The organism is Vibrio sp. JC009, from assembly GCF_029016485.1.
Lineage (GTDB): Bacteria > Pseudomonadota > Gammaproteobacteria > Enterobacterales > Vibrionaceae > Vibrio.
In genome coordinates this window covers 2,891,258-2,914,661 of the sequence record NZ_CP092106.1, presented here as the reverse complement: position 1 = coordinate 2,914,661, position 23,404 = coordinate 2,891,258, and the positions used below count along the sequence as shown (strand labels likewise).

The 23,404-nt window shown below is 47.3% G+C and carries 28 protein-coding genes; 8 read left to right on the top strand and 20 right to left on the bottom strand.

Annotation, left to right across the window (positions count from 1 at the left end; translation table 11 throughout):
* Window positions 1–91: 91 nt before the first annotated feature.
* The 12 genes from mgtE to L3Q72_RS12935 all read right to left on the bottom strand — a co-directional run bounded on the left by mgtE (window position 92) and on the right by L3Q72_RS12935 (window position 9,351).
* Window positions 92–1,459: a magnesium transporter gene (gene mgtE, locus L3Q72_RS12990; protein WP_275130357.1), complete on the bottom strand. Its 1,368-nt coding sequence runs from the start codon at window positions 1,457–1,459 to the stop codon at window positions 92–94.
* A 131-nt stretch (window positions 1,460–1,590) separates the two neighbouring features.
* The gene (locus L3Q72_RS12985) at window positions 1,591–1,866 is read right to left on the bottom strand and encodes an HPr family phosphocarrier protein (RefSeq protein ID WP_275130356.1); all 276 of its coding nucleotides are present in this window, start codon (window positions 1,864–1,866) and stop codon (window positions 1,591–1,593) included.
* Window positions 1,867–1,873: 7 nt separating this feature from the next.
* Entirely contained in the window at window positions 1,874–2,764 is an 891-nt protein-coding gene (gene rapZ / locus L3Q72_RS12980) for an RNase adapter RapZ (RefSeq protein WP_275130355.1), read from the bottom strand.
* On the bottom strand, window positions 2,764–3,210 hold the full coding sequence (ptsN, locus tag L3Q72_RS12975) for a PTS IIA-like nitrogen regulatory protein PtsN (RefSeq protein WP_275130354.1): 447 nt from the start codon (window positions 3,208–3,210) through the stop codon (window positions 2,764–2,766). Before ptsN ends, rapZ begins: the two co-directional genes overlap by 1 nt.
* A gap of 2 nt (window positions 3,211–3,212) precedes the next feature.
* Entirely contained in the window at window positions 3,213–3,500 is a 288-nt protein-coding gene (gene hpf / locus L3Q72_RS12970) for a ribosome hibernation promoting factor (protein ID WP_275130353.1), read from the bottom strand.
* Window positions 3,501–3,524: 24 nt separating this feature from the next.
* On the bottom strand, window positions 3,525–5,000 hold the full coding sequence (locus L3Q72_RS12965) for an RNA polymerase factor sigma-54 (protein WP_275130352.1): 1,476 nt from the start codon (window positions 4,998–5,000) through the stop codon (window positions 3,525–3,527).
* Between the two features lie 71 nt (window positions 5,001–5,071).
* Complete coding sequence (lptB, locus tag L3Q72_RS12960) at window positions 5,072–5,797, bottom strand: LPS export ABC transporter ATP-binding protein (protein WP_275130351.1); 726 nt, start codon at window positions 5,795–5,797, stop codon at window positions 5,072–5,074.
* A gap of 1 nt (window position 5,798) precedes the next feature.
* On the bottom strand, window positions 5,799–6,296 hold the full coding sequence (gene lptA / locus L3Q72_RS12955) for a lipopolysaccharide transport periplasmic protein LptA (protein ID WP_275130350.1): 498 nt from the start codon (window positions 6,294–6,296) through the stop codon (window positions 5,799–5,801).
* Window positions 6,277–6,840: an LPS export ABC transporter periplasmic protein LptC gene (lptC, locus tag L3Q72_RS12950; RefSeq protein WP_275130349.1), complete on the bottom strand. Its 564-nt coding sequence runs from the start codon at window positions 6,838–6,840 to the stop codon at window positions 6,277–6,279. Before lptC ends, lptA begins: the two co-directional genes overlap by 20 nt.
* Window positions 6,837–7,394, bottom strand: coding sequence for a 3-deoxy-manno-octulosonate-8-phosphatase KdsC (kdsC, locus tag L3Q72_RS12945; protein WP_275130348.1), 558 nt, complete (start codon window positions 7,392–7,394; stop codon window positions 6,837–6,839). The genes lptC and kdsC overlap by 4 nt, the downstream gene beginning before the upstream one ends.
* On the bottom strand, window positions 7,394–8,362 hold the full coding sequence (gene kdsD / locus L3Q72_RS12940) for an arabinose-5-phosphate isomerase KdsD (RefSeq protein ID WP_275130347.1): 969 nt from the start codon (window positions 8,360–8,362) through the stop codon (window positions 7,394–7,396). The genes kdsC and kdsD overlap by 1 nt, the downstream gene beginning before the upstream one ends.
* A 23-nt stretch (window positions 8,363–8,385) precedes the next feature.
* Window positions 8,386–9,351 (bottom strand): calcium/sodium antiporter, encoded by a 966-nt coding sequence (locus tag L3Q72_RS12935; RefSeq protein ID WP_275130346.1) that lies wholly within the window; start codon window positions 9,349–9,351, stop codon window positions 8,386–8,388.
* Window positions 9,352–9,570: 219 nt separating this feature from the next.
* Here L3Q72_RS12935 and mlaF point away from each other — a divergent pair, with 219 nt between their 5' ends.
* Genes mlaF through L3Q72_RS12895 form a run of 8 tightly spaced genes read left to right on the top strand, consistent with a single transcriptional unit; the run spans window position 9,571 to window position 14,941 of the window.
* Window positions 9,571–10,371, top strand: a complete 801-nt coding sequence (gene mlaF / locus L3Q72_RS12930; RefSeq protein ID WP_275130345.1) for a phospholipid ABC transporter ATP-binding protein MlaF — start codon at window positions 9,571–9,573, stop codon at window positions 10,369–10,371.
* A complete protein-coding gene (gene mlaE / locus L3Q72_RS12925) occupies window positions 10,364–11,155 on the top strand; it encodes a lipid asymmetry maintenance ABC transporter permease subunit MlaE (RefSeq protein ID WP_275130344.1) in 792 nt (263 codons plus the stop codon). Before mlaF ends, mlaE begins: the two co-directional genes overlap by 8 nt.
* Window positions 11,156–11,157: 2 nt before the next feature.
* Window positions 11,158–11,637, top strand: a complete 480-nt coding sequence (gene mlaD / locus L3Q72_RS12920; protein ID WP_275130343.1) for an outer membrane lipid asymmetry maintenance protein MlaD — start codon at window positions 11,158–11,160, stop codon at window positions 11,635–11,637.
* Between the two features lie 57 nt (window positions 11,638–11,694).
* Window positions 11,695–12,333, top strand: coding sequence for a phospholipid-binding protein MlaC (locus L3Q72_RS12915; protein ID WP_275132111.1), 639 nt, complete (start codon window positions 11,695–11,697; stop codon window positions 12,331–12,333).
* Window positions 12,330–12,647, top strand: a complete 318-nt coding sequence (locus L3Q72_RS12910; RefSeq protein ID WP_275130342.1) for a lipid asymmetry maintenance protein MlaB — start codon at window positions 12,330–12,332, stop codon at window positions 12,645–12,647. The genes L3Q72_RS12915 and L3Q72_RS12910 overlap by 4 nt, the downstream gene beginning before the upstream one ends.
* 12 nt (window positions 12,648–12,659) lie before the next feature.
* Complete coding sequence (gene ibaG, locus L3Q72_RS12905) at window positions 12,660–12,914, top strand: BolA family iron metabolism protein IbaG (protein ID WP_275130341.1); 255 nt, start codon at window positions 12,660–12,662, stop codon at window positions 12,912–12,914.
* A gap of 8 nt (window positions 12,915–12,922) precedes the next feature.
* Window positions 12,923–14,179 carry a UDP-N-acetylglucosamine 1-carboxyvinyltransferase gene (gene murA / locus L3Q72_RS12900; RefSeq protein WP_275130340.1) on the top strand — a complete coding sequence of 419 codons (1,257 nt, stop codon included), beginning with the start codon at window positions 12,923–12,925 and terminating at the stop codon, window positions 14,177–14,179.
* A 12-nt stretch (window positions 14,180–14,191) separates the two neighbouring features.
* A complete protein-coding gene (locus tag L3Q72_RS12895; RefSeq protein ID WP_275130339.1) occupies window positions 14,192–14,941 on the top strand; it encodes a 1-acylglycerol-3-phosphate O-acyltransferase in 750 nt (249 codons plus the stop codon).
* Between the two features lie 89 nt (window positions 14,942–15,030).
* Here L3Q72_RS12895 and L3Q72_RS12890 read toward each other — a convergent pair whose 3' ends face one another.
* The 8 genes from L3Q72_RS12890 to L3Q72_RS12855 form a co-directional block, all read right to left on the bottom strand.
* Window positions 15,031–15,423 carry a RidA family protein gene (locus L3Q72_RS12890; RefSeq protein WP_275130338.1) on the bottom strand — a complete coding sequence of 131 codons (393 nt, stop codon included), beginning with the start codon at window positions 15,421–15,423 and terminating at the stop codon, window positions 15,031–15,033.
* 64 nt (window positions 15,424–15,487) lie between these two features.
* Window positions 15,488–15,943 (bottom strand): arginine repressor, encoded by a 456-nt coding sequence (locus L3Q72_RS12885; protein WP_275132110.1) that lies wholly within the window; start codon window positions 15,941–15,943, stop codon window positions 15,488–15,490.
* 388 nt (window positions 15,944–16,331) lie between these two features.
* On the bottom strand, window positions 16,332–16,796 hold the full coding sequence (gene pyrI, locus L3Q72_RS12880) for an aspartate carbamoyltransferase regulatory subunit (protein WP_275130337.1): 465 nt from the start codon (window positions 16,794–16,796) through the stop codon (window positions 16,332–16,334).
* A gap of 15 nt (window positions 16,797–16,811) precedes the next feature.
* Window positions 16,812–17,741, bottom strand: coding sequence for an aspartate carbamoyltransferase (gene pyrB / locus L3Q72_RS12875; RefSeq protein ID WP_275130336.1), 930 nt, complete (start codon window positions 17,739–17,741; stop codon window positions 16,812–16,814).
* A 283-nt stretch (window positions 17,742–18,024) separates the two neighbouring features.
* Complete coding sequence (gene argF, locus L3Q72_RS12870) at window positions 18,025–19,029, bottom strand: ornithine carbamoyltransferase (protein ID WP_275130335.1); 1,005 nt, start codon at window positions 19,027–19,029, stop codon at window positions 18,025–18,027.
* Between the two features lie 120 nt (window positions 19,030–19,149).
* A complete protein-coding gene (arcC, locus tag L3Q72_RS12865; protein ID WP_275130334.1) occupies window positions 19,150–20,061 on the bottom strand; it encodes a carbamate kinase in 912 nt (303 codons plus the stop codon).
* 18 nt (window positions 20,062–20,079) lie between these two features.
* Window positions 20,080–21,300 (bottom strand): arginine deiminase, encoded by a 1,221-nt coding sequence (gene arcA, locus L3Q72_RS12860; RefSeq protein WP_275130333.1) that lies wholly within the window; start codon window positions 21,298–21,300, stop codon window positions 20,080–20,082.
* Between the two features lie 595 nt (window positions 21,301–21,895).
* Entirely contained in the window at window positions 21,896–23,341 is a 1,446-nt protein-coding gene (locus L3Q72_RS12855; RefSeq protein ID WP_275130332.1) for a YfcC family protein, read from the bottom strand.
* Window positions 23,342–23,404: the final 63 nt, after the last annotated feature.

Below are 23,404 nucleotides of genomic sequence, written 5' to 3'. Positions count from 1 at the left end.
AGCCGGGTAGGCCTTCCTTGACATGAAATGAACTTGGGATCAACATAGCCCCATAGCCCCATAGCCCCATAGCCCCATAGCCCCATAGCCCTTATATAAATATCGTAGCCAACCCCAAAAACACCGACAACCCCACAACATCCGTAACCGTCGTCAGCGCCATTCCTCCGGCTAGCGCAGGGTCTATCTTCATCTTCTTAAGCAGAACCGGGATAACAACGCCAGCAATACCTGCCACCAGAAGGTTGGTCATCATGGCAGCGGAGATGATACCGCCCAGCAGCCAGTTGCCTTTCCAGACCACGACGATACCGCCGATAATACAGGCCCACAAAATGCCGTTCAGGAAGCCGATTCCGGCCTCTTTCAGCAGAAGTTCTCTTTTGTTACTGTCACCGATTTGTCCCAGGGCAAGGCCACGGATCACCAGGGCAACGGTCTGGTTGCCGGCAACACCACCCATGGACGGAACAATGGTCATCAGTACGGCTATTGCTGCCATCTGATCCAGCGTTTCTTCAAACATATTGGAAACTGAGGCTGCCGCCAGCGCGGCCAGGACGTTTGCGCCCAGCCAGATGCTTCTTTTTCTGGCAGATTTGATGACAGGAGCAAAGGTATCTTCGTCATCATCCATACCGGCCATACTCATCATGGAGTGGTCACCTTCGTCACGGATGATATCTACCACGTCATCGATGGTGATACGGCCCACCAGGTGCTGGTTTTCGTCGACAACCGGTGCTGATACCCAGTCACGGCGTTCGAACAGCTTAGCGACATCTGAGTCGCTGGTTTCGACGGGAATGGCTTCATCGGCATCGTCCATCACTTCACTGACCTGAATGTCAGGCTGAGTGGTGATAAGTGTTGTCAGGGACAGGTGGCCAATCAGGCGGCTCTCTTCATCAATCACATACAGCGCATCGGTAACATCCGGCAGTTCACCCTTCATTCTCAGGTAACGCAGGACTACATCTACGTCAACGTCGCCACGAATTGTGGTTACGTCGGTATTCATGATCCCGCCAGCGGTATCTTCAGGATAGGAAAGGGCCTTTTCTACCCGAAGTCGGTCAGCAAGGTCCATCTGGGACAGAACTTCTCTGGAGACATCATCAGGAAGGCTTCGAAGGACGTAGGCTATGTCATCGGTATCCATCCCCTCGGTTGCTTCCACAAGCTTTTCCGGGGCCATTTTGGATACAAGGCTGTCTTTTACGTCTTCGTTCAGCTCATCAAGGATTTCACCGTAATCTTCCGGGTCGGTGAGCTGCCATAAAACATCACGGGCTTTACGCGGGGAGGCTTCCAGAAGGTGTGCGATATCTTCCGGTTCCATATCCTGCAACTGACGGCGGACATGGACAAAGCGGCCATTATCTAAGGCATCAGTAACTTCCTGGAGGATTTGATGAGTTTCTGGCGTTTGTTCGAGTTCTAGTAACGGCTCTGCCATTCTCCCCTCCGCAATAAAGTACTAATAGACTGAATAATAGCTTAATTTTAGTAGCTGTTTAATAAGATCTTATTACGGTGACAAAATAATCTGAAGTCAGGTGTTCTAATAGCTCAAAAAGTGACCTTTAACTATTCGTTTTCTTCAAACTTATCTTCAATCAGATGGCAAATGGCGTCCAGAGCCTGCTGGGCTTCGCTTCCTATAGAACGGACGGTGACATACTGCCCCTGGGCGGATTCAAGCATGATGAGCCCCATCACGCTGTCTGCACCCATCTCTTTCTGCTCTTCGTTGCAGACGGTGACGTCTGCGTCAAAGCTCTGCGCCAGCTCAACCAGTTTTACTGCTGCTCTGGCGTGCAGTCCCAGACGATTCTGAATCAGGACTCTCTTACTGCACTCCATAACTCACCTACTTATGATGCTTTTCTAACGACTTATGCCGGATAAGAACCTGCTTGCCCTGCGCTTTAAAATACTGCCCGACCTGCTCGGTCAGGTACACAGAGCGGTGTTTTCCTCCGGTACAACCTATGGCTATCGTAAGATAACTACGGTTGTTTTTCTCAAGCATAGGTAGCCATTTTTCCACAAAAGCCTGAATATCAGACTGAAAATCGGGCACGCTGGGGTGCGAGCTTAAAAAGTCTGCGATAGGCTGGTCCAGGCCGGTAAGCGGTCTGAGTGATGGCTCCCAGTGCGGATTCGGCAGAAAGCGCACATCAAAAACATAGTCTGCATCCGTCGGCAGGCCATATTTAAAGCCAAAGGACTCAAATACCATCACCAGCTCTTTGGTTTCTCTGCCGAGCACACGCATGCGGATGGTTTCGCTCAGATCGTGCAGAGACTGATTACTGCTGTCGAGGACAAGGTCGGCTTCTTCCTTCAGGCTGCCAAGAAGCAGTCGTTCTTTTTCCACCGCCTGTGCCAGAGACAGCTTTTCATCATTAAGTGAAAGCGGGTGAATTCTCCGGGTTTCGCTGTAACGCTTAAGCAGGGTTTCCTGAGTGGCATCCAGAAACATCACGGTGACATCAGAATGCTTTTTCAGTTTATTCAGCGTGGGTGAAACGGTATCCGGGTCATTGGGCAGGTTGCGGATATCAATACTGACGGCAACATTTTGCTTACTCTCTTTGACTGAAGCGATAAATTGCTCCAGCAGATTGACCGGGAGATTGTCGACACAGTAGTAGCCGAGATCTTCCAGAACCCTTAATGCGACGCTTTTCCCTGCGCCTGACTGCCCGCTTACAACAATTAAGCGCGGCTTCTCATCCGGTTGAGTTATCTGGTTCATTATTGGCTGATCATTATATTGTACAGCTCTTCGTCACTTTCGGCATTTCTAAGCAATTTCAGAGTCTGTTTGTCATTGAGACGCTCCGCCATGCATGCCAGTGTCTTCAGGTGTTCTTTGCACTGTGCATCGGGAACAAGAAGGGCAAAAAGCAGATCGACAGGTTTGTTGTCAATCGCATCAAAATCGATAGGTTCTTCACATTGGATTAAGACGGCGATGGCTTCACCGCTGGTGAACATTCTGGCGTGTGGAATGGCTATCCCGTTTCCGATACCGGTACTGCCCATTTTTTCTCTGTTGAGTATGCACTCAAACAGTTCTGTTGAATTCTGGCCGGTGTGTTGTGCGGCGATCTGGCTGATAAGCTCCAGTGCGCGCTTTTTGCTTGTGCACTGGACTGCACTTTTCGTGCAGTCCAGTGTCAATACATCGCTAATTTGCATGGTTAATGACTGCTTAACTTTTCTTTATGTTTGTTCAGTTGACGTACTAGCTTGTCAACCAAGGCATCTATCGATGCGTACATGTTATCATCTTCAGCGGTTGCGTGAATGTCTCCCTGACTCACGTGAAGCGTTGCTTCGGCAATATGATTTAGTTTTTCTACCCTTAATATCACATGAACATTTGTGATGTGGTCAAAAAATCGTTCGAGTTTCTGGAACTTTGAATGAACATAGTCTTGCATTGAATCGGTAAGATCAACGTGATGGCCTTTAATATTGATTTGCATAGACTTTCCTTCTTTTCTTATTGCCTACAGTAGGCGTTTACGCTGACTTGAAGGGGCGATGCCAAGTGATTCTCGGTATTTGGCAATCGTACGTCGAGCGACCTTAATCCCTTGGTCAGCCAACAAAGCAGCAATCTTGCTATCACTCAGTGGTTTGGCGGTGTTCTCCGCTGCTACCAGCTTCTTGATCAAAGCGCGAATTGCTGTAGATGAACACTCTCCGCCACTATCCGTACTTACGTGGCTGGAGAAGAAATATTTGAGTTCGAATATCCCTCTCGGGGTATGCATGAATTTCTGAGTTGTGACCCTTGAAATCGTCGATTCGTGCATATCAACAGCTAAAGCGATGTCGTTTAAAACCATAGGTTTCATCGCCTCTTCTCCATACTCGAAGAAATCCTGCTGATGTTCAACAATACATCGTGCAACTTTGAGCAGAGTCTCGTTTCTGCTTTCAAGGCTCTTAATCAGCCACTTAGCTTCCTGAAGGTTGCTTTTTATGAACTGGCTGTCCGGGCTGTTGCCTTTGCCAAGAGAAGCGTAATGCTGATTTACTTTCAGGCGGGGTACGCTGTCTGGATTGATGGCGACAGTCCATTTACCCCTGTCTTTAAATACTGAAACATCAGGGATAACGTATTCGGTTTCATCCGGCGTGATACTGCTGCCAGGGCGCGGGTCAAGCTGCTGAATCAGTCCCATGACCTCTTTCAGCTCAGCTTCTTTCAGCTTGCTCTCTTTGGTGATCAGCTTGTAATCGCGGTTACCCAGATGATCAATATGGTTTTCAAGAACCATTTTGGTCTCTGCAAGCCAGGGCGTCTCTTCCGGATAAGTTGCCAGTTGAAGCAGCAGGCATTCCTGCAGGTTACGTGATGCAACACCAAGAGGGTCAAATTGCTGAACGCGTTTTAGTACCGCTTCAACTTCATCCAGCTCGATCTCTTCGCTGTCCATACTTTCCAGAATGTCTTCTGCAGAGATGGTCAGGTAACCGTAATCGTCCACCGCATCAATGATGGCTGTGGCAATGGTCCGGTCTGTATCGGTAAACGGTGTCAGATCCAGCTGCCAGTGAAGGTAATCCTGAAGGCTCTGGCTGGTTTCACCCTGATAAAGGGGCATGTCATCGTCCATGGCAATGCCGGTATTGCCGGTATTTGCGCTGTAGACGTCGTCCCAGGAGGCATCAATTTCAAGGTCGTTGGTGATTTCTGAACGCTCAATGATCTCTGAGCTGTCATGCGGATCGGGCTCCGAAGTGATCTCGTCAGGTGTGTCGGCAGTGGCTTCTTCTTTAGCTGGTTTAGCAGTATCTTCTGCTGCAGCGGCTTCTTCCTGACCTTCATCGACATCCAGAAGTGGGTTGGACTCCAGTGCATCCTGAATTTCCTGCTGGAGATCCAGTGTCGATAATTGCAACAGACGAATCGCCTGCTGCAACTGAGGAGTCATTGCTAACTGCTGTCCTAGCTTGAGTTGTAATGAAGGTTTCATTCAGTCGTTACTGCCTTGTTCGATTTATGCTTTCGCACTACCTTAATTATAATATTTTTCCCACACTTTAATCATAGTCGGAATTGTTCGCCGAGATAAACTTGTTTTACCTGTTCGTTGGCAAGAACCTGCTCTGGCGTACCTTCTGCAATAAGGTGTCCCTGGCTTACGATATAAGCTCTTTCACAAACGTCCAGAGTTTCGCGAACGTTGTGGTCGGTAATCAGTACGCCCAGGCCCCGGTCTCTTAGGTGCTCGATGATCTTTTTTATATCAATAACGGATATCGGGTCAACACCTGCAAAGGGTTCATCCAGCAGGATAAATTGTGGATTGGCTGCCAGCGCACGGGCTATTTCCACACGGCGTCTTTCACCACCCGACAGTGCCATACCGGCACTCTTTCTAATATGCTGGATATTGAACTCATCCAGAAGATCTTCCATCTTGTCCTGACGATCTTCGCGACTCAGTTCACTTCGGGTCTGAAGCACCGCCATAATGTTATCTTCTACCGACAACTTACGGAATATGGATGCTTCCTGTGGCAGGTAGCCGATACCCATTCGCGATCTGCTGTGCATCGGAAGGATACTGATATCTTCATCGTCAATGGAGATAGTGCCTTCGTCACGAGCCACCAGGCCAACGATCATATAAAATGATGTGGTTTTACCAGCACCGTTTGGCCCGAGAAGGCCAACAATTTGCCCGGATTCAACTTTCAGACTAACGTCTGCGACAACTTTCCGGTTTTTGTAGCTTTTTGCCAGATGTTCTGCTTTTAAGACTGCCATATCACTGATTATTTGTCTGAGTAGGCTGGAGCACCGTCATTACACGCTCGCCTTCATTGCTGTCGGCCGTTAGCTTCTGTGATGAAATTCTATAGGTGATTTTTGAACCCTGAATCGTACTTTCATCCTGAGCCAGCCAGGCCTCTTTTAACATGGTTAGCTTGTCATCTGCCACGTTATAATACAACTCCTGCGCTCTTCCCTTCAGAGTCTTACCTTCATCGGTAAGCTGAGAAAAAGTGGCAGGTTGACCATAGGCCTGAATCTCCTTCAGAGAATCATCAACCTTGTTCCGGATAACAATTAGTGTATCCGCATTAATGCTAATGCTACCTTGTTTGAGCTTAACATCCCCGGCGAAAGTAACCTTATTACTTTTCATGTCCAGATTTTGAGTATCAGAATCAATATAAATCGGTTGTTCTGAGTCACTCGATAATGCAAATGCATTAGAAGCCGTAAACAGGCAAGCAATCAAACTAAGGTGTGAGAGTTTCATATCTACCTTGTACTTTGTTATATAAGGTGGCGACATTTTCACCGAAATTTCCTTTCATCGCCTTACCTTTAGTTTCAAACTGTGGGCCCACAAGTAACACCGCCGTGTCAGCCCAAAAATCTCTGTTATCCAGATGAATCAACAGCTCATCTGTTGCCATGGTATCGAAGCCGGCATCTGGCAATAGATTTTTCGCCAGTACATTGCCATATAATCGCAGAACGTGGTCTTTGTCCAGTACGCCGCGCTCAGCATTGATTTCCCACTCTTGCGTTTCACCTTCTTTATAGACGAATAGCACAGGGTACTCAAAAACAGTATCCCCACTTTTTGCAAAGTGATCCAGATGCTTTGCGGTTACGCGATAGCTGCGAATACCGGCTTCTGTGTAACTGGTGTTATCTACATTTTCTCCGCTAAGTGCCGGTAGCTCAAGATCCGGGTTAATCTGCACCGGTTCAACAACGGTTCCCAGATACAGGTAGTAGCTTGAATAGGCTACGACAATCAGCAGAAAAGCATAAATAGCACGGGATACCGTCATATGCTCAGGCCTTTATGTGAATCCAGTTCATTACGGGATTCTAAAATTAAGTCACACACTTCCCGGACGGCACCATATCCGCCCTTGATATGAGTGATGTAATTTGCTCTTTGTGCCAGCAGCGGATGGCCATCGGCAACACACACTTTTAACGCCACTTTTTCCATTACCGGCCAGTCGATAAGGTCATCACCGATATATCCGGTTTCTTCCGGCGCTATATTTAGCTTAGAGCAGATATCTTCATAAGCCTTCACTTTATCATTCTGACCCTGATAAATAAGTGAAATACCCAGAGCTTTCATTCTGTTTTCGACAATCTGAGACTTGCGGCCGGTGATAATGGCAATCTCTACACCTGCGCTCATCAAAGATTTTACGCCATGACCATCGCGGGTATGGAAGGTTTTCAGCTCTTCGCCGTCATTGCCCATGTAGATAAGCCCGTCTGAGAAGACACCGTCAACATCACAAATCAGAAGCTTAAGCCCTTTTGCGATTTCAAATACGTCTTTAGATACGGTGCCGTATAGGGTTTGAACCTGCTCAGTCATTACATTACTCCCGCTTTCAGAAGGTCATGCATATGGACAGCACCAACAAGTTTGCCCTCTTCACACAGAAGCAGTGCGGTAATGCTTTTTTCCTGCATCAGGTTGACCCCCTCCACAGCAAGCAGGTTTGGCGAGGCAACTTTTGGATTGCTTGTCATGACTTCACCAATGGCTGTCTGGTGAATGTCCACTTGCTTATCCAGCATGCGGCGCAGGTCACCGTCGGTGAAAATACCGATGACGGTATCGTCAGCATCCACAATTGCCGTCATGCCCAGACCTTTTTGTGAAATCTCTAAAAGTGCATCTTTAATTGAAGCGTCAGGGGATACTTTTGGCAGTGCGCTGCCTGAATGCATAATGTCTTTTAGTTTCAGCAACAGTTTTCGGCCCAGTGCTCCACCTGGGTGAGACAGAGCAAAATCGTCAGATGTGAAACCTTTGGCTTTCATCAGAGAGACGGCCAGTGCATCGCCCATTACCAGAGTTGCAGTGGTACTGGCTGTTGGTGCCAGGCCAAGGAAACAGGCTTCCTGAGGAACGCTAATCTGCAGGTGTATGTCAGCCAGTTTCGCCATGGTTGACGCAGGTTTGCCTGTCATACTGATAATGCGGATATTCAGGCGTTTCAGTACCGGAAACAGGCTAAGAATTTCTGAAGATTCGCCGGAGTTTGAAATAGCGATAACAATATCGCCCGGTTCAATCATGCCAAGGTCACCGTGCGCAGCTTCACCCGGATGAACAAAGAAAGAGGACGTACCGGTACTGGCCAGTGTGGCCGCAATTTTGTTGCCTATGTGTCCTGATTTGCCCATTCCCATAACAACAACTTTGCCGGTGTTGTTTAAAATGAGTTCGCAGGCGGCTTCAAAATTCTGATTTATGTACTGAGAAAGTTGCTGAAGACCTTTGATTTCGATATCCAGCACTTCAAGTGCTGCATTTTTATAGTCAAAGCTTGTCATGTATCTGTTTCCCCGAAATCGGCTTAAGCTGTCATGTTAATAAAGAGATAGACCTGGTAACCCACGAAGCATAAAAACAGCAATGTGGCTTCAATCCGGTTTACGCTGCGTGATTTGCCAAGCGCAAATAGTACCAGAAGCATAGATACGCACAGCATGACCCAAAAATCACGGCCCATGGCGTGTTCGCTCAATGTCGTTGGGTTCAGGACTCCGGGAATCCCCATAACTGCGAGTATGTTGAAAACGTTAGAACCGACGATATTACCAACCGCCATATCGTCTTCGCCTTTTAGTACGCCAGCCAGTGAAGCAGCCAGTTCAGGAAGGCTTGTGCCGATAGCGATAATCGTCAGGCCGATCACCAGATCACTCATACCAAAGTATTTAGCGATAATAACGGCATTTTCAACCAGCATATCTGCAGCTAATGGCAGCAGAATCAATCCAATAACTACCCAGAAGCTTGCTTTGCCGTTGCTGACATCGTCAGGAATTTCTGATTCCTGCTCTTCGATAAAGGCATCTCCGTTCTGCTTCTCTTTCTGGCTGATCCTCAGCATGGTGATGATAAAAGAGGCAAAAAGAACAAAAAGCAGCACACCTTCGTAAAAACCGAGATAGTTGTCCCAGAGAATCACGCCCGCTAAAAGAGTGACCACAATCATCAGGGGAAGTTCACGGCGGATAACCCCTGAGCTGATGGAAAGCGGTTTAATAAGTGCAGTAATACCCAGAATAAGGGCGATATTTGCGATGTTAGAACCCAGAACGTTACCAACGGCGGTATCTGTTTTTCCGTCCAGCGCAGCTGTGGCGGATACCATCATCTCCGGAGCAGAAGAGCCCATCGCCAGAATAGTCATACCTATGACTAAAGGTGATATACCAACATTTCGTGCTAACGCAGCAGCGCCATATACCAGCTTGTCTGCACTCCAGACAAGAAGTAATAAGCCTACGAGCAGCAACGCAACGGCTTCAATCATTGTGATTCCTACAAAATTACACTGTTAAACATGTGGCCGCTAATTCTGACGGTTAGCGAAGAAAAAGGGAAGTTGAACTTTGAATTATACGCTGATAAAGATGTCAAATTCTACCTCAAATAGAAGAGAGCTTAGTGAAGTTTACTTTACACCAAACTTATATCGCCTATCATAGCTCTTTTCAGGACATTGATACCTATATCGGATTGAAAAATAAATATGTCAAAGGATCTGGTTACAGTTAACAACTTAAGCTTTTCCCGCGGGGCCCGGCAGATATTCAATAATGTCAGCCTGAAAGTGCCGGAAGGTAAAGTGACGGCCATTATGGGCCCGTCAGGAATTGGTAAAACCACTCTGCTCAGACTGATAGGCGGACAGATAATGCCTGAGTCCGGGGAAATCTGGTTTGATGGTCAGAACATTCCTTCTCTGAACCGTGCAGGCCTTTACAGAGCAAGAAAGAAAATGAGCATGCTGTTTCAGTCCGGTGCTCTTTTTACCGATATCAACGTTTTCGACAATGTGGCCTTTCCGCTGCGTGAGCATACCGAGCTGCCAGAAGATATTATCCGCACTATGGTTTTGCTTAAGCTTGAAGCGGTTGGTCTGCGTGGTGCTGAGACGCTGATGCCCAGTGAGCTTTCCGGTGGTATGGCAAGACGAGCCGCTCTGGCGCGTGCTATTGCGCTTGACCCTGAAATGATTATGTACGATGAGCCTTTTGTTGGTCAGGACCCGATCACCATGGGCGTTCTGGTGGAGCTGATACGTAACCTTAATCAGGCCCTGGGGTTAACTTCCATCGTGGTATCGCACGACGTACCAGAGGTAATGAGTATTGCGGATCTGGTTTACCTGCTTGCTGACGGCCGGATTATTGCATCAGGTACACCTGAGGAATTAAGAGAGAACCAGGACCCTATGGTGCAGCAGTTTTTACTCGGTCAGGCTGACGGACCAGTGCCATTCAGATATCCTGCCTCTGATATAACAAAAGGTTTGTTTGAGAATGCTTAACTCTTTTCAGGATTATTTAACCGGGCTGGGGCGGCGAACCTTAGAGCTGCTGAGCGCATGGGGACGAGCCAGTCTGATGCTGTTTGGCGCCGTTGCAAATAAGCCTCAGCCAGTAAAGAACTTCCCGCTGCTGATGAAACAGCTGTATAGCGTTGGTGTTCAGTCGCTTGCCATTATTGTTGTTTCCGGCCTGTTTATCGGAATGGTGCTCAGCCTTCAGGGGTTTGTGGTTCTGATTGATTATGGCGCCGAGGGCAGCCTGGGTCAGATGGTTGCACTCTCACTGCTCAGAGAACTTGGTCCTGTTGTTACCGCGCTTCTGTTTGCCGGCCGTGCCGGTTCTGCCCTTACTGCTGAGATTGGCCTGATGAAAGCCACAGAGCAGTTATCCAGCCTTGAAATGATGGCGGTGGATCCTCTGAAACGAATTATCGCACCGCGCCTTTGGGCTGGCCTGATATCTATGCCTCTGCTTGCTATGATCTTTATGGCGGTAGGTATCTGGGGCGGACAACTGGTGGGCGTAGACTGGAAAGGCATTGACCACGGCAGTTTCTGGTCGGCTATGCAATCTTCAGTTGAACTGGGTAAGGATATTGGCAACAGCTTTATCAAATGCCTGGTGTTTGCTATCACGGTTACATGGATAGCACTATTTAACGGATATGATGCGGTACCTACTTCGGAAGGTATCAGTAAAGCAACGACTCGCACCGTTGTTCACTCTTCTTTAGCAGTATTGGGACTCGACTTTGTTCTGACTGCCTTGATGTTCGGGAATTAAAAATGCAACAAACACGTAAATTGGAATTATGGGTCGGCGCTTTTGTTCTTGCCGGTGTTACGGCGGTATTGGTGATGATCTTTCAGGTGGCAAATGTTACCGGTTTAGGTAATGGTGCGACTTATGAGCTTAAAGCATATTTTGATAATATCGGCAGTCTGAAGGTTCGCTCCCCGGTGAAAATCGGTGGTGTGGTTGTGGGCCGGGTAAGTGCTATCGACCTGGATACAGAGAACTATGTTCCTGTGGTTACTCTGTCTATTGAGGAAAACTACGGTCACTTTCCTGAAACATCCAGTGCTCAGATTCTGACATCCGGCCTGATTGGCGAGCAGTACATTGGCCTGGTTCCCGGCTTTATTGATGAAGAAATCGATATGTTGGGTGATGGCGACTATATTGAAGATACAAAGTCTGCGCTGGTTATGGAAGATTTAATCGGGCAGTTCTTGTATAACTCAGGCAGTTCTGAGGAGGAGTAAGTTGTGATGGGACTTAATAAAACATCGGGCTTCTTTAAGCTGTTTGCAAAGCTGGCAATGGGTCTGTGCATGATGCTGAGTTCGGTGTCTGCGTTTGCAGGTGCTTCAGCAGCAATTCACGTGGATAAAACCCAGCCATATGAAATGATGAAGGCGGTATCAGAGCATACTTTTGCCAGACTGAAGGCTGAAAGGGAAAATATCCAAAAGGATCCTCAGGTCTTAAAAGCTGTAGTTGAAGAAGAGTTAATGCCTTACGTTAACTACCGTTATGCTGCGCTTAAGGTGCTGGGTACCAACCTGAAAAGGGCAAAAAGAAAAGATGTTGAGGTATTTGTCGATGCATTTCATAAGTACCTTGTTACCTCATATGCTCAGGTTCTGACTCTTTATACCGATCAGACGGTGGAGTTTGAGCCAGAAAAGTCCATTCCGGAGGGTAAGCGAATCACAGCGATTAAGCTGGATGTTATCGACCCGCCACGTCCGAATATCAAGATCGAATTTAAGCTGAGAAAGAATAAAAAGACCGGAGAGTGGCTGGCATTTGACATGATTGCCGAAGGTGTGAGCCTGCTATCCAGCAAGCAGTCTGAGTGGAACGGCAAGATCCGCAAAGAGGGGATTCCGTCGGTAAGCCAGGAGCTGTACAAGCTGGCTGACAACCCAATCCGCTTTGAAGGTGAGCAGGAATGAGTCATTCTCAGTGGCAGAGTCAGGAATCCGGAGCAATCAGCCTGACAGGTGAGCTGACCAGAGAATTTGTTCCCGGACTCTGGGCTTTTATAAAAGACTGGAAGCCTGCTACTGACAAAGTTGAAATTTCACTTTGTGAGGCAAGTCGCATAGATTCATCGGGAATGGCACTTTTAATTCACCTGATTGAGCATGCAAAAAAATTTAACTGTCATATAATGCTGACCTTCGTGCCTGATGAACTGCTTACTTTATTTCAGATAAGTAATGTAGATAGCATGATGGCTAAGCATATCGGGCATACAAAGAATTAAGCGGGAAATATCGTGGAAAGTAGCGACGTTAAGAAAATTATTGAAGACGCATTAGATCTTCAGGAAGTCCATGTTAAAGGCGACGGTAGCCAGTTTGAGGTAATCGCAGTAGACGAGCGCTTTGCAGAGCTTAGTCGGGTGAAAAAACAGCAATTAATTTACGCTCCTCTGATGGAGTACATTCAGAGAAATGATATACATGCTGTTTCTATAAAAGCACTGACGCCTGACGAATGGGCTCGTGATAAAAAACTGATGTCGCTATAAGGTAGATAATGGAAAAGTTTAGAGTTAAAGGATCCAGCACTCCGTTGCAGGGTGAGGTATCAATTTCTGGTGCAAAAAATGCGGCACTACCAATTTTATTTGCCTCTATTCTGGCAGAAGAGCCTGTAGAAGTAGCGAATGTTCCTAAGCTTCGTGATATTGATACTACGATGGAGCTGCTAGAGCGCCTGGGCGCAAAGGTTCACCGTAACGGTTCAGTTCATGTTGATGGCAGCACAATTAATGAATATTGCGCGCCTTATGATTTGGTAAAAACCATGCGTGCTTCCATCTGGGCACTTGGTCCGCTGGTGGCTCGTTTTGGTAAAGGTCAGGTATCGCTTCCGGGTGGCTGTGCTATTGGAGCGCGTCCGGTTGACCTGCATATTCATGGCCTTGAGCAGCTTGGTGCCACAATTACGCTTGATGAAGGTTATGTAAAAGCGGAAGTTGACGGCCGCCTTAAAGGGGCGCATATCGTGATGGATAAAGTTAGCGTAGGCGCGACCATTACTATCATGTGTGCAGCAGCGTTGGCAGAAGGTACAACTGTACTGGAGAACGCCGCATGTGAGCCGGAAATTGAAGATACTGCAGATTTTCTTAATAAGCTTGGCGCAAAGATTTCTGGTGCCGGTAGCAACACTCTGACTATAGAGGGTGTTGAACGTCTTGGTGGAGGTAAACACTCAGTGGTTGCTGACCGTATCGAAACCGGTACCTTCCTGGTTGCGGCGGCAGTCTCTAAGGGGAAAGTGATTTGCCGAAACACAAAAGCGTCTCTGCTGGAGGCGGTTCTGGCCAAGCTTGAAGAGGCTGGCGCGAAAATTGAAACCGGAGAAGACTGGATCAGTCTGGATATGACGGACAGAGAGCTAAAGGCGGTGGATATCACAACCGCACCTCACCCGGGATTCCCGACAGATATGCAGGCGCAGTTTACTCTGCTGAATATGATGTCTAAAGGTGGTGGACGTATCACAGAAACCATCTTTGAAAACCGGTTTATGCATGTGCCTGAGCTGCAGCGAATGGGCGCTAAGGCAAGAATTGAAGGTAATACGGTATTATGTGGTGACGTTGACAGCCTGAGCGCGGCACAAGTTATGGCAACGGACCTGCGCGCTTCTGCGAGCCTGGTGATTGCCGGTTGTATTGCCAAGGGCGAAACCATTGTAGATCGTATCTACCACATTGACCGTGGTTACGACAAAATTGAAGACAAACTGGCTGCGCTTGGTGCCAACATTGAGCGAATCAGCTAGGAAGGAATAACCATGGTTGCATTATTTCGTATCATTGCGGTTGCTGTTTTTGCCATCGTGATGTTTATTGGCGGTGTGGGGTACTGTTTAACCAGTCCTCGCAACCCGAAACACGTATTTACCTTTGGACGTCAGTTTCACAAAATAGCCAGAATTTTGGGTTATAAACTGGAATTCCGCCTGCCGGAAGATGCCTACGAGCGTGGTCAGCATGTCTATATTGCCAACCACCAGAACAACTGGGATCTGTTCACCGTTTCCGGTGCAGTAACACCTAAGGTTGTAACAGTGGGTAAGAAAAGCCTGGTTTGGATCCCGCTGTTTGGTCAGCTTTACTGGATCACAGGTAATATCCTGATTGACCGTTTCAATAAAGCGAAAGCGATGAGCACTATTGATCAGGTGATCGAAAAGGTAAAAAGCAGCGACGTTTCTGTATGGATGTTCCCGGAAGGAACCCGCTCCCGCGGCCGCGGCTTACTGCCGTTTAAAACCGGCGCGTTCCATACCGCAATTGGTGCCGGAGTGCCTATCATTCCTATTGTTTGCAGCACAACCCAGGGCAAGCTGAAGCTAAACCAGTGGGATAACGGACATGTAATCGTAGAGATGCTGCCACCAATCAGCACTGAAGGCTACGACAAAACAAACGTCCGCGAACTGGCAAATGTGTGTCGTGAGCAGATGGTTCAGAAGCTTGAAGAACTGGACGCTGAGGTGGATGCGTTGAATTCGGGTGAGAAGAAGTTGAACGAGGCGTAATTTGGGCCCTGGGTTCTGGGACGGGCTTTCGCCCTGCTGGGCCCTGGGAAATCTGACGTTGGTACTTCCCAGGGCCCAGGGCCTTGCTGTTATTTCCTAACCGCAATCGCCTCAATCTCAATCTTCACATCTTTCGGCAGACGAGCCACCTCAACACAAGATCTCGCCGGGTAGTTTGCCACTTTATGTTCGTCGAAGAAGTTACCGTACACTTCGTTTACTGCGCCGAAATCGTTCAGATCTTTCACGAATACGGTCATTTTCACGATATCTGCTACCTGTAAGCCTGATGACTCAACAACTGCTTTGACGTTTTCAAGTGACTGACGTGCCTGCTTCTGTACGTCTTCTGATACGATCTCGCCGGTTGCCGGAATTACAGGGATCTGGCCGGAGGTCATTACCATATTGCCCAGGTCAACACCCTGAACATACGGGCCGATTGCTGCTGGTGCGTTTTCTGTGTGCAGAACTTTAGTCATTCGATATCCTTATTTTTTTAGATTATTACTGAGGGTGCCAGTTTGCATTGCTATCAGGGTAAGGTCAACTAAGTCCCAGACGGCTACGAACTATTTTCTCACACTCATCAATTCTTGTAATATCCCTCGGAGCCACCATAACAGTATCGTTACCGCCTACGGTGCCCAGAATTTCTTTGTGGGGCTGCATATCTATAATTCTGGCAACCAACTGAGCACTGCCCGGATGGGTTTTTATTACCACCACAAGCTGATTATTTGATACAAATTCAATCTGAGATGAGACTGCTGAATCTACCTGAACCTGCTCGTTTTCAAGGGTAAGGCAGTATACTTTCTTGCCATACGGATTCGGGACTTTGGCTACGCCAAGGCGGGTTAGCAGCCTTGATACTGTTGATTGACTGACATCCACAAACCCAAGATCAATCAGGCCCTTGCGGATATCGTCCTGAGTGGAAAAGCTCTGCTGTTGCAAAAGGCGCTTGCAGGCTGCTGTAATGTTTTCCTCACATTGCATTTCTGATGCAGCTGAAATACTTGAATCAGTCACAGTCAGCTCCTTATATGTTCGATCGTACTTTGGTTGTTTCGTTGTGATTCTTAAGGCTTCCTGTCAAAGGAGTTGAGATGATAACAGCTTGATTAAAAGGGTTTTTCGAGTGTATTCACCAATTTATTCGATTGAAAAACAGGGGTTATTTCTGTGCTTTATGAGGATTTATGCTGATGCAGCGTATATATATCCGCAAGTGATAACGGCATCTGGGAAAACTAAAGGTAAGACAATAGGTTAGGGTAGACAGGTTTGGTTGCGAGGAGAGTTTTCATGCTGACAGAAAGATTTTTGACGGGAAAAAATTTGCGAAAACCCTGCATAAACTCACAGAGTTTTCGCTATTCATTTATCAGACGCGCTCAGTCATGATTTCTCTCGAGAATACTTTCTCACAGTATTTGCACTTCAACTGAATATCTTCTTTTTTAGTGATAACGGTAAAGCTGCTGTCTACCGGTTCGCCATGGGAGATACAGTTGCTGTTGGGGCAGGCAAAAACAGCTTCGATTTTTTCCGGCAGTGACAGGTTCATTTTCTTTGTCACTTCGTACTCTTCAATCTGGTTTACCGTAGCCATAGGGGCATACAGAGCAAGTTGGCTGGCCTGCTCCTCAGTAATGTAGATATTTTCAATCTTGATAAGATCCTTAGCGCCCAGTGCAGAAGAAGGCAGGTTTAAACCAACCGTGATACGCTGTTTGCTTTCCTGCAGATTGAACAGGCGCAGAACTTTAATACCAACGTTTGCCGGGATGTGGTCGATAACAGAACCATTTCTGATGGCTTCTACCTGAAGTTGTGCTTTGTTACTCATCCTTTGGTCTCCTGATTAAAGTTCTTCATTCAGTACAAGTGCCAGCAGTGCCTGGCGCGCATATACACCGTTTTCAGCCTGCTGGAAGTAGTAGGCGTGCCGGGTTTTATCTACGTCAGTGGTGATCTCATCAACACGTGGCAGTGGGTGAAGCACTTTCATGTTCTCTTTTGCATCCGTCAGCATAGAGCCTGAAAGGATAAATGCGGACTTGATATGGGCATATTCTGACTCGTCAAAGCGCTCTTTCTGAACCCGGGTCATATACAGCACATCCAGTTCCGGTATAACCGGTTCCATATCCTTGTGCAGGCTGTACGGGATACCCGCATCATCCAGCTCTTCACAGATATAATCAGGCATTGCCAGCGCGTCCGGAGCGATAAAGAAGAAGCGGTTGTTATCAAACTTAGACAGCGCCTGTGTCAGAGAGTGAACGGTTCTGCCGTACTTCAGGTCACCAACCAGAGCCACATTCAGGTTATCCAGACGGCCCTGAGTTTCGTAAATGGAAAAGAGATCCAGCAGGGTCTGAGTCGGGTGCTGATTCGCTCCGTCACCACCGTTAACAATAGGAACGCCGTTAGAAAACTCAGAGGCTAAGCGCGCAGCGCCCTCCTGCGGGTGACGCATAACAAAAGCGTCCACATAAGATGAGATAACCTGAACTGAGTCAGCTAGTGTTTCGCCTTTTTTTGCCAGTGATGTATTACCACCGTTATCAAAGCCGATTACCGTGCCTCCCAGGCGCTGGATTGCTGTCTCAAACGACAGACGGGTACGTGTGGACGGTTCAAAGAAGCAGCTTGCTACAACCTTGTTTCTCAGCAGCTCCGGATTTGGTGTCGCTTTTAGTTGACCTGCAGTTTCAACAATCAGTTCCAGTTCGCTACGGCTAAGTTCAGGAATTGAAATGATATGCTTTTGAAATAGCGAGTTCGCCATGGCTCTCTTCCCTCAGTAATTTCCAGACAAAAAAAAGCCCCCTAAATAATGGAGGCTTTTCTTAAAATAATAAAAACAGAAAATAAACCCGCTGCTTCAGGCAGTCGGCAAAGCATCAGCTTGTGTTGTTCCCAACAGTTCATTTTCCATCTCTCTATAGACAAATTGTGGAGGATTATACGCCCAAAATTCGTGAGCGCAAGCGATTGCGTCACTATTTTCCAGCATAAAAAAGCCGGCCACAGAGGCCGGCATTCAGTTTTTCAGGTTAGATTACGATCGCTTATTGTCCCAGCGTCGCAACCATCACAGCCTTAATCGTATGCATACGGTTTTCTGCTTCATCGAATACGATGGAGTATTCAGACTCAAACACATCCTCAGTGACTTCAAGGCCCGACATGCCGTATTTCTCCGCTACTTCCTTACCGATTGTGGTTTCATCGTTATGGAAGGCTGGCAGACAGTGCATAAAGCGTACATGCGGGTTACCGGTCGCCTTAATGGTGTCCATATTTACCTGATAAGGAGTCATCAGTTTAACGCGCTCATCCCAGGCTTCCTGAGATTCACCCATAGATACCCAAACGTCGGTATACAGGAAGTCACAGCCTTCAACGCCTTCTTGTACGTTTTCAGTCAGCGTGATTTTTGCACCTGTTTCACCGGCAATCTCCTGGCAAGTTGCAACCAGCTCTTCTTCAGGCCAGAACTGCTTTGGTGCCACCAGACGAATATCCATCCCCATTTTTGCAGCACCAACAAGCAGAGAGTTACCCATGTTGTTGCGTGCATCGCCCAGGTAGGCAAACTTGATTTCATGCAGCTGCTTACCACGTCCGTGCTCAAGCATAGTCAGGAAGTCAGCCAGAATCTGAGTCGGGTGGAACTCATTGGTCAGGCCGTTCCAGACGGGTACACCTGCGTACTGGCCCAATTCTTCTACAATATCCTGACCAAAGCCACGGTATTCGATGCCGTCATACATACGTCCAAGTACGCGGGCAGTATCTTTCATGGATTCTTTGTGGCCGATCTGAGAGCCGGATGGACCGATATAAGAAACCTGAGCGCCCTGATCAAAAGCGGCGACTTCAAATGCACAGCGTGTACGGGTTGACGATTTTTCGAAAATAAGAGCGATATTTTTTCCTTTCAGGCGAGGCTGTTCGTAACCATTGTATTTAGCTTTTTTAAGCTCAGCGGACATTTCAAGCAGATGCTGAATCTCGCGAGGAGTAAAGTCTAAAAGTTTCAGGAAGTTACGGTTGCGTAGATTAAATGCCATATCAGTTTCCTCTTATAAAATTCTTTTGCCTCGGGTCAGTTTTTCAAAGTATAGTTGCCAAAGCCCGGGCCATAACCATATGTTTAACTTATTATTGAACAAAAGTGAATAACTATTCTGTTATTTTGCAATAATATTTGTTCCGGCTTCACCTTTTAAGATGCGTAAACCATCTTCAAGAGAGCCAATACCCACCAGTTTTCCGCCTGATTTAATAAACTCACAGGATGCATCGATTTTCGGTCCCATGGAACCGGCATCAAATTCAAATTTGCTCAGCTCTGCCGGCGTGGTTTTACTTAATGCTTCCTGGGTCGGTTTGCCCCAGTCAAGATAAACGGCGTCAGCATCAGTGAGAATTAAAAGCGCATCTGCTGCCAGCTGTTTTGCCAGAAATGCCGCAGACATATCTTTATCAATCACAGCCTCAACACCGGTAAGCTTACCCTCTTCAACTTTTACCGGGATACCGCCACCGCCGGTGCAGATCACCAGATGTTCCTGGCTGATTAGTGAAGTGATGGCTTCATGCTCGACAATTCCCGTGGGAAGCGGGCTGGGAACCACACGCCGGTAGTGCTGACCGTCTGGCTTAACCGTCCAGTGATATTTTTCCGCCATTTCACGGGCTTCAGCCTCACAATATACCGGGCCAATCGGCTTTGTCGGATCAGCGAAAGCCGGATCTTTGGGGTCGACCGTCATCTGGGTAAGCATGCAGGTCACTTCCTGCTCCGGCAGAATGTTTTTTAACTCCTGCATCAGCATATAGCCAATCATGCCCTGTGTTTCTGAACCGAGCACATCCAGCGGGTAGGGGCTGACTTTTTTATATTCCAGCCCCTGAAGTGCAAGAAGGCCGACCTGAGGACCGTTGCCATGCACAAGTACCACATTGTACTCCTTAGCGATACCGGCAATGGTTTTTGCTGCGACAGCGATATTCTGGCGCTGGGTTTCCGCTTCCAGAGGTTCAGCTCTGCGCAGCAGGGCGTTGCCGCCGAGTGCCACTACAACCGTTTGTTTTGTCATTATGTTACCTTCTCCTTATTAAATGCCGTCACGTTCAATAGGGCAGCTCATGCAGCGTGCACCGCCACGGCCGCGTCCCAGCTCATCGCCCGGAATAGGCAGCACTTCAATACCGGCCTTATCGTATTTCTCATTGGTGTAGACGTTGCGTTCATAGCCGACAACTACGCCAGGTCTGACGGTCAGTACGTTGTTGGCATCGTTCCACTGCTCCCGCTCAGCTTCAAAGGTATCGCCACCTGTGGTAATCAGGTTCAGCTGGCCGACACCCAGCGCCTTTTCTATTGCGCTAACGAAGTAGCCCTCTTGTTTAACGTTGACCTGTCCGGACTCGTCTCCGGAGAGGCTCCAGCACTTGACGTCTTTTCTCATCACCTCAGGATAGACAGAGAAAGTATCTTCACGCATATGCGTCATTACCGTATCCAGATGCATGCAGGAGCGGTGTTTTGGCAGTTCAATGGCAATCACCTGCTGAGCCTGACCATGTTTAAACAGGCTGGATGCCAGTTGTTCAACACCCTGCGGGGTTGTGCGTTCAGACATGCCGATTAGCACACTGCCTTTACCGATCACTAACACATCACCGCCTTCGATGGTGGAGTAGTCGTAATTACGCTCTTCATCGCCGAAGTATTTTATAAAGTCCTGCCCTGCAAAATCAGGATGCCAGCGGTAGATGGCTTTCAGGTGGTTTGTCTCTCTCTGGCGGGCTCTTTTCGCCATTGGGTTGATAGAAACGCCACCATAAACCCAGCAGGAAGTGTCGCGGGTAAACAGATGGTTCGGCAGTGGCTTGATAATAAAATCGTTTTTGTCGTGGATACTGCGCATCATAGAAGATGAAGGCAGAGGCATATCGCCGTAGCTCAGGCCACCAAGAAGAATCGAAGCCAGCTCCTGATTACTTTGATCACCGAGAAAGTTGCGTACATCATTGGCGAATCTTGTACCGAAACGGTATTCTGAAATCTGAGTGTTAAGCAGCCACTCTTTCGCTTCCGGAACCGCCAGGGTTTCAGCCAGAAGATCCTGAAGCATTAAAACTTCTACTCCCTGACTCCTTAAGGTCTCAGAAAAAACATCGTGTTCTTTGCCTGCCTGCTCTACCGCTAGCACATCATCAAATAACAGATCGTGGCAATTAGATGGTGTCAGATGATTTAAGGCTCTTTCAGGACGATGAAGCAGAACTCTGCGTAACTGGCCTATTTCTGAACCAACATAGAACTTACTCATATACAGTCTCTCTATATCCAGCCAAACTTTTAGTCTGGTTACTATTGAAAATATTAAAAATAGAAATTTCTTTTTTCTGTTTCGCGATAAATTTATTTTTACGTATTGGCTGAATACTTGTTTAGAGCATTGTCACAGAGTTATTTATGCTTGTATTTTTGAGTTCATTGGTTTTTTATTCTCAATAAGAAAGAATAGGTTTAGGAATTATTATGCATGTTTTGCTTGTTCTTATCTGGCTAAGAGGTTGATTTTTATGTTCTGAATAACTATTTGAGGAACAATATTCAATATGGGTTTATTCATGCAGGATAAGATTATGCATTTAATCTGGGTTTATATTGTTTGTTTCTTCTGTTTTATATGGTTTATGTTTTATTTAGTTTTTACTTTTTTGACTTGAGTCCTAAAAAATATTTTAATTACGGCTTCTATCGTTAAGGTTGAATTTAACAGAAGATATTTTATAAATGCTGAAACAATTGAAGGTTTAACTGCAATAATATGCACTTTCTATTTAAAATAACTAAAATGCTGTAAATGCAAAAAGGCTGCCCGCAGGCAGCCGCATATAAAAATTGAACTGGCGTTTATATTACATAACCGCACCGATACTTAGTAATACCATAATCAGAACGGTCAAAATCCCCAGTAGTGGCGCTACCCATTTTAACCAGCGGACATAAGGGACTCTTGCAATCGCAAGGCCCCCCATAACCACGGCTGAGGTTGGTGTGATCAGGTTCACCACGCCAGATGCAGACTGATATGCGGTGACCACCAGATCCCGCCCTACATTGGCAAAGTCAGCTAGTGGTGCCATGATTGGCATGGTCAGTACTGCCAGTCCGGAAGAGGAAGGTACAAGGAAAGAAAGCAGGATCTCCAGCCAGTACATCACATTAATAAACATCACCGATGAAAGGCCGGAAACGATATGCTCTGCGGAGTTCAGAATGGTATCTGTGATCATGCCCCGGTCCATTACCACAACGATGCCCCGGGCAATGCCGATAATAAGTGCAACGCCCAGCAGGTCACGCGCGCCTTCAATAAAGCTGCCGGTGAACTCCTCTTCACTCATACGGGCAACCAGCCCGATAATAATAGTGGCACCCAGAAATAGAGCTGATATTTCGGCCATCCACCATCCGGCAACAGCAACACCGTAAATCATAATTCCGAATGCCACGGCAAACAGAGCCAGAATGATTTTGCGGGTAGCTGTAAACTCAAGTGATTCTCCGGTTTTATTACCCAGGAAGTGCGCTTTGTTTTCCTCGTACTTATCGTAGACGATAGATTTTGTCTGGTCGGCTCTGACCATCTTAGCGTATCGCATGACATAGCCAACACATAACATCCAGCCGACTACCAGAATCACAATGCGCAGCACCATACCGTCGGTAAAGGGAATACCTGCGGCATTGGCGGCGATAACGGTAGCGAATGGGTTAATGGTGGAGCCAAGAGTGCCAATGCCAGCACCAAGCAGTACGGTCGCCGCTGCGACAACAGGGTCAAAGCGGGCCGCCATCATTACCGGTACAAGCAGGGTATAGAAGGGCAGAGATTCTTCTGCCATTCCGTATACGGTTCCCCCGGTGGCAAACAGAGCCATAAGGATGGGAATCATAAGTTCTTCCCTGCCTTCCAGTCTCTGGGTCACCCTTTCTATGCCAGCATCTATTGCACCGGTTTTCGTTACCAGGCCAAGAAAGCCGCCGATAATCAGGATAAACAGCGAGACATCTATCGCCGCTGCTTCGTAAGAGTTGTGGTCGTAAAAGCCGTCAATGGGCGCCATAAGTACATCGACGACTCCCTGCGGATTACTTTCCACCGGCTTATAGGTTCCCGCTACCGGGACCTCTTTGCCTAATTCTTCGTTCATCTGTCTGTCATACTGACCTGCAGGAACAATCCAGGTCAGCATGGCTACAATAGCAATCAGTACGAAAAGAATGGTGTATGCAGAAGGAAATTTAAAGTTGGAAAAGAATCCGCCTTTACCTTCCTGTTTTACTGTTTCCGTTGTCATAGCTTTCTCCTTACAGCCAAATTCGGGCAAAATCTGGTTGTGAAATACCGCGCCAAAAATAGT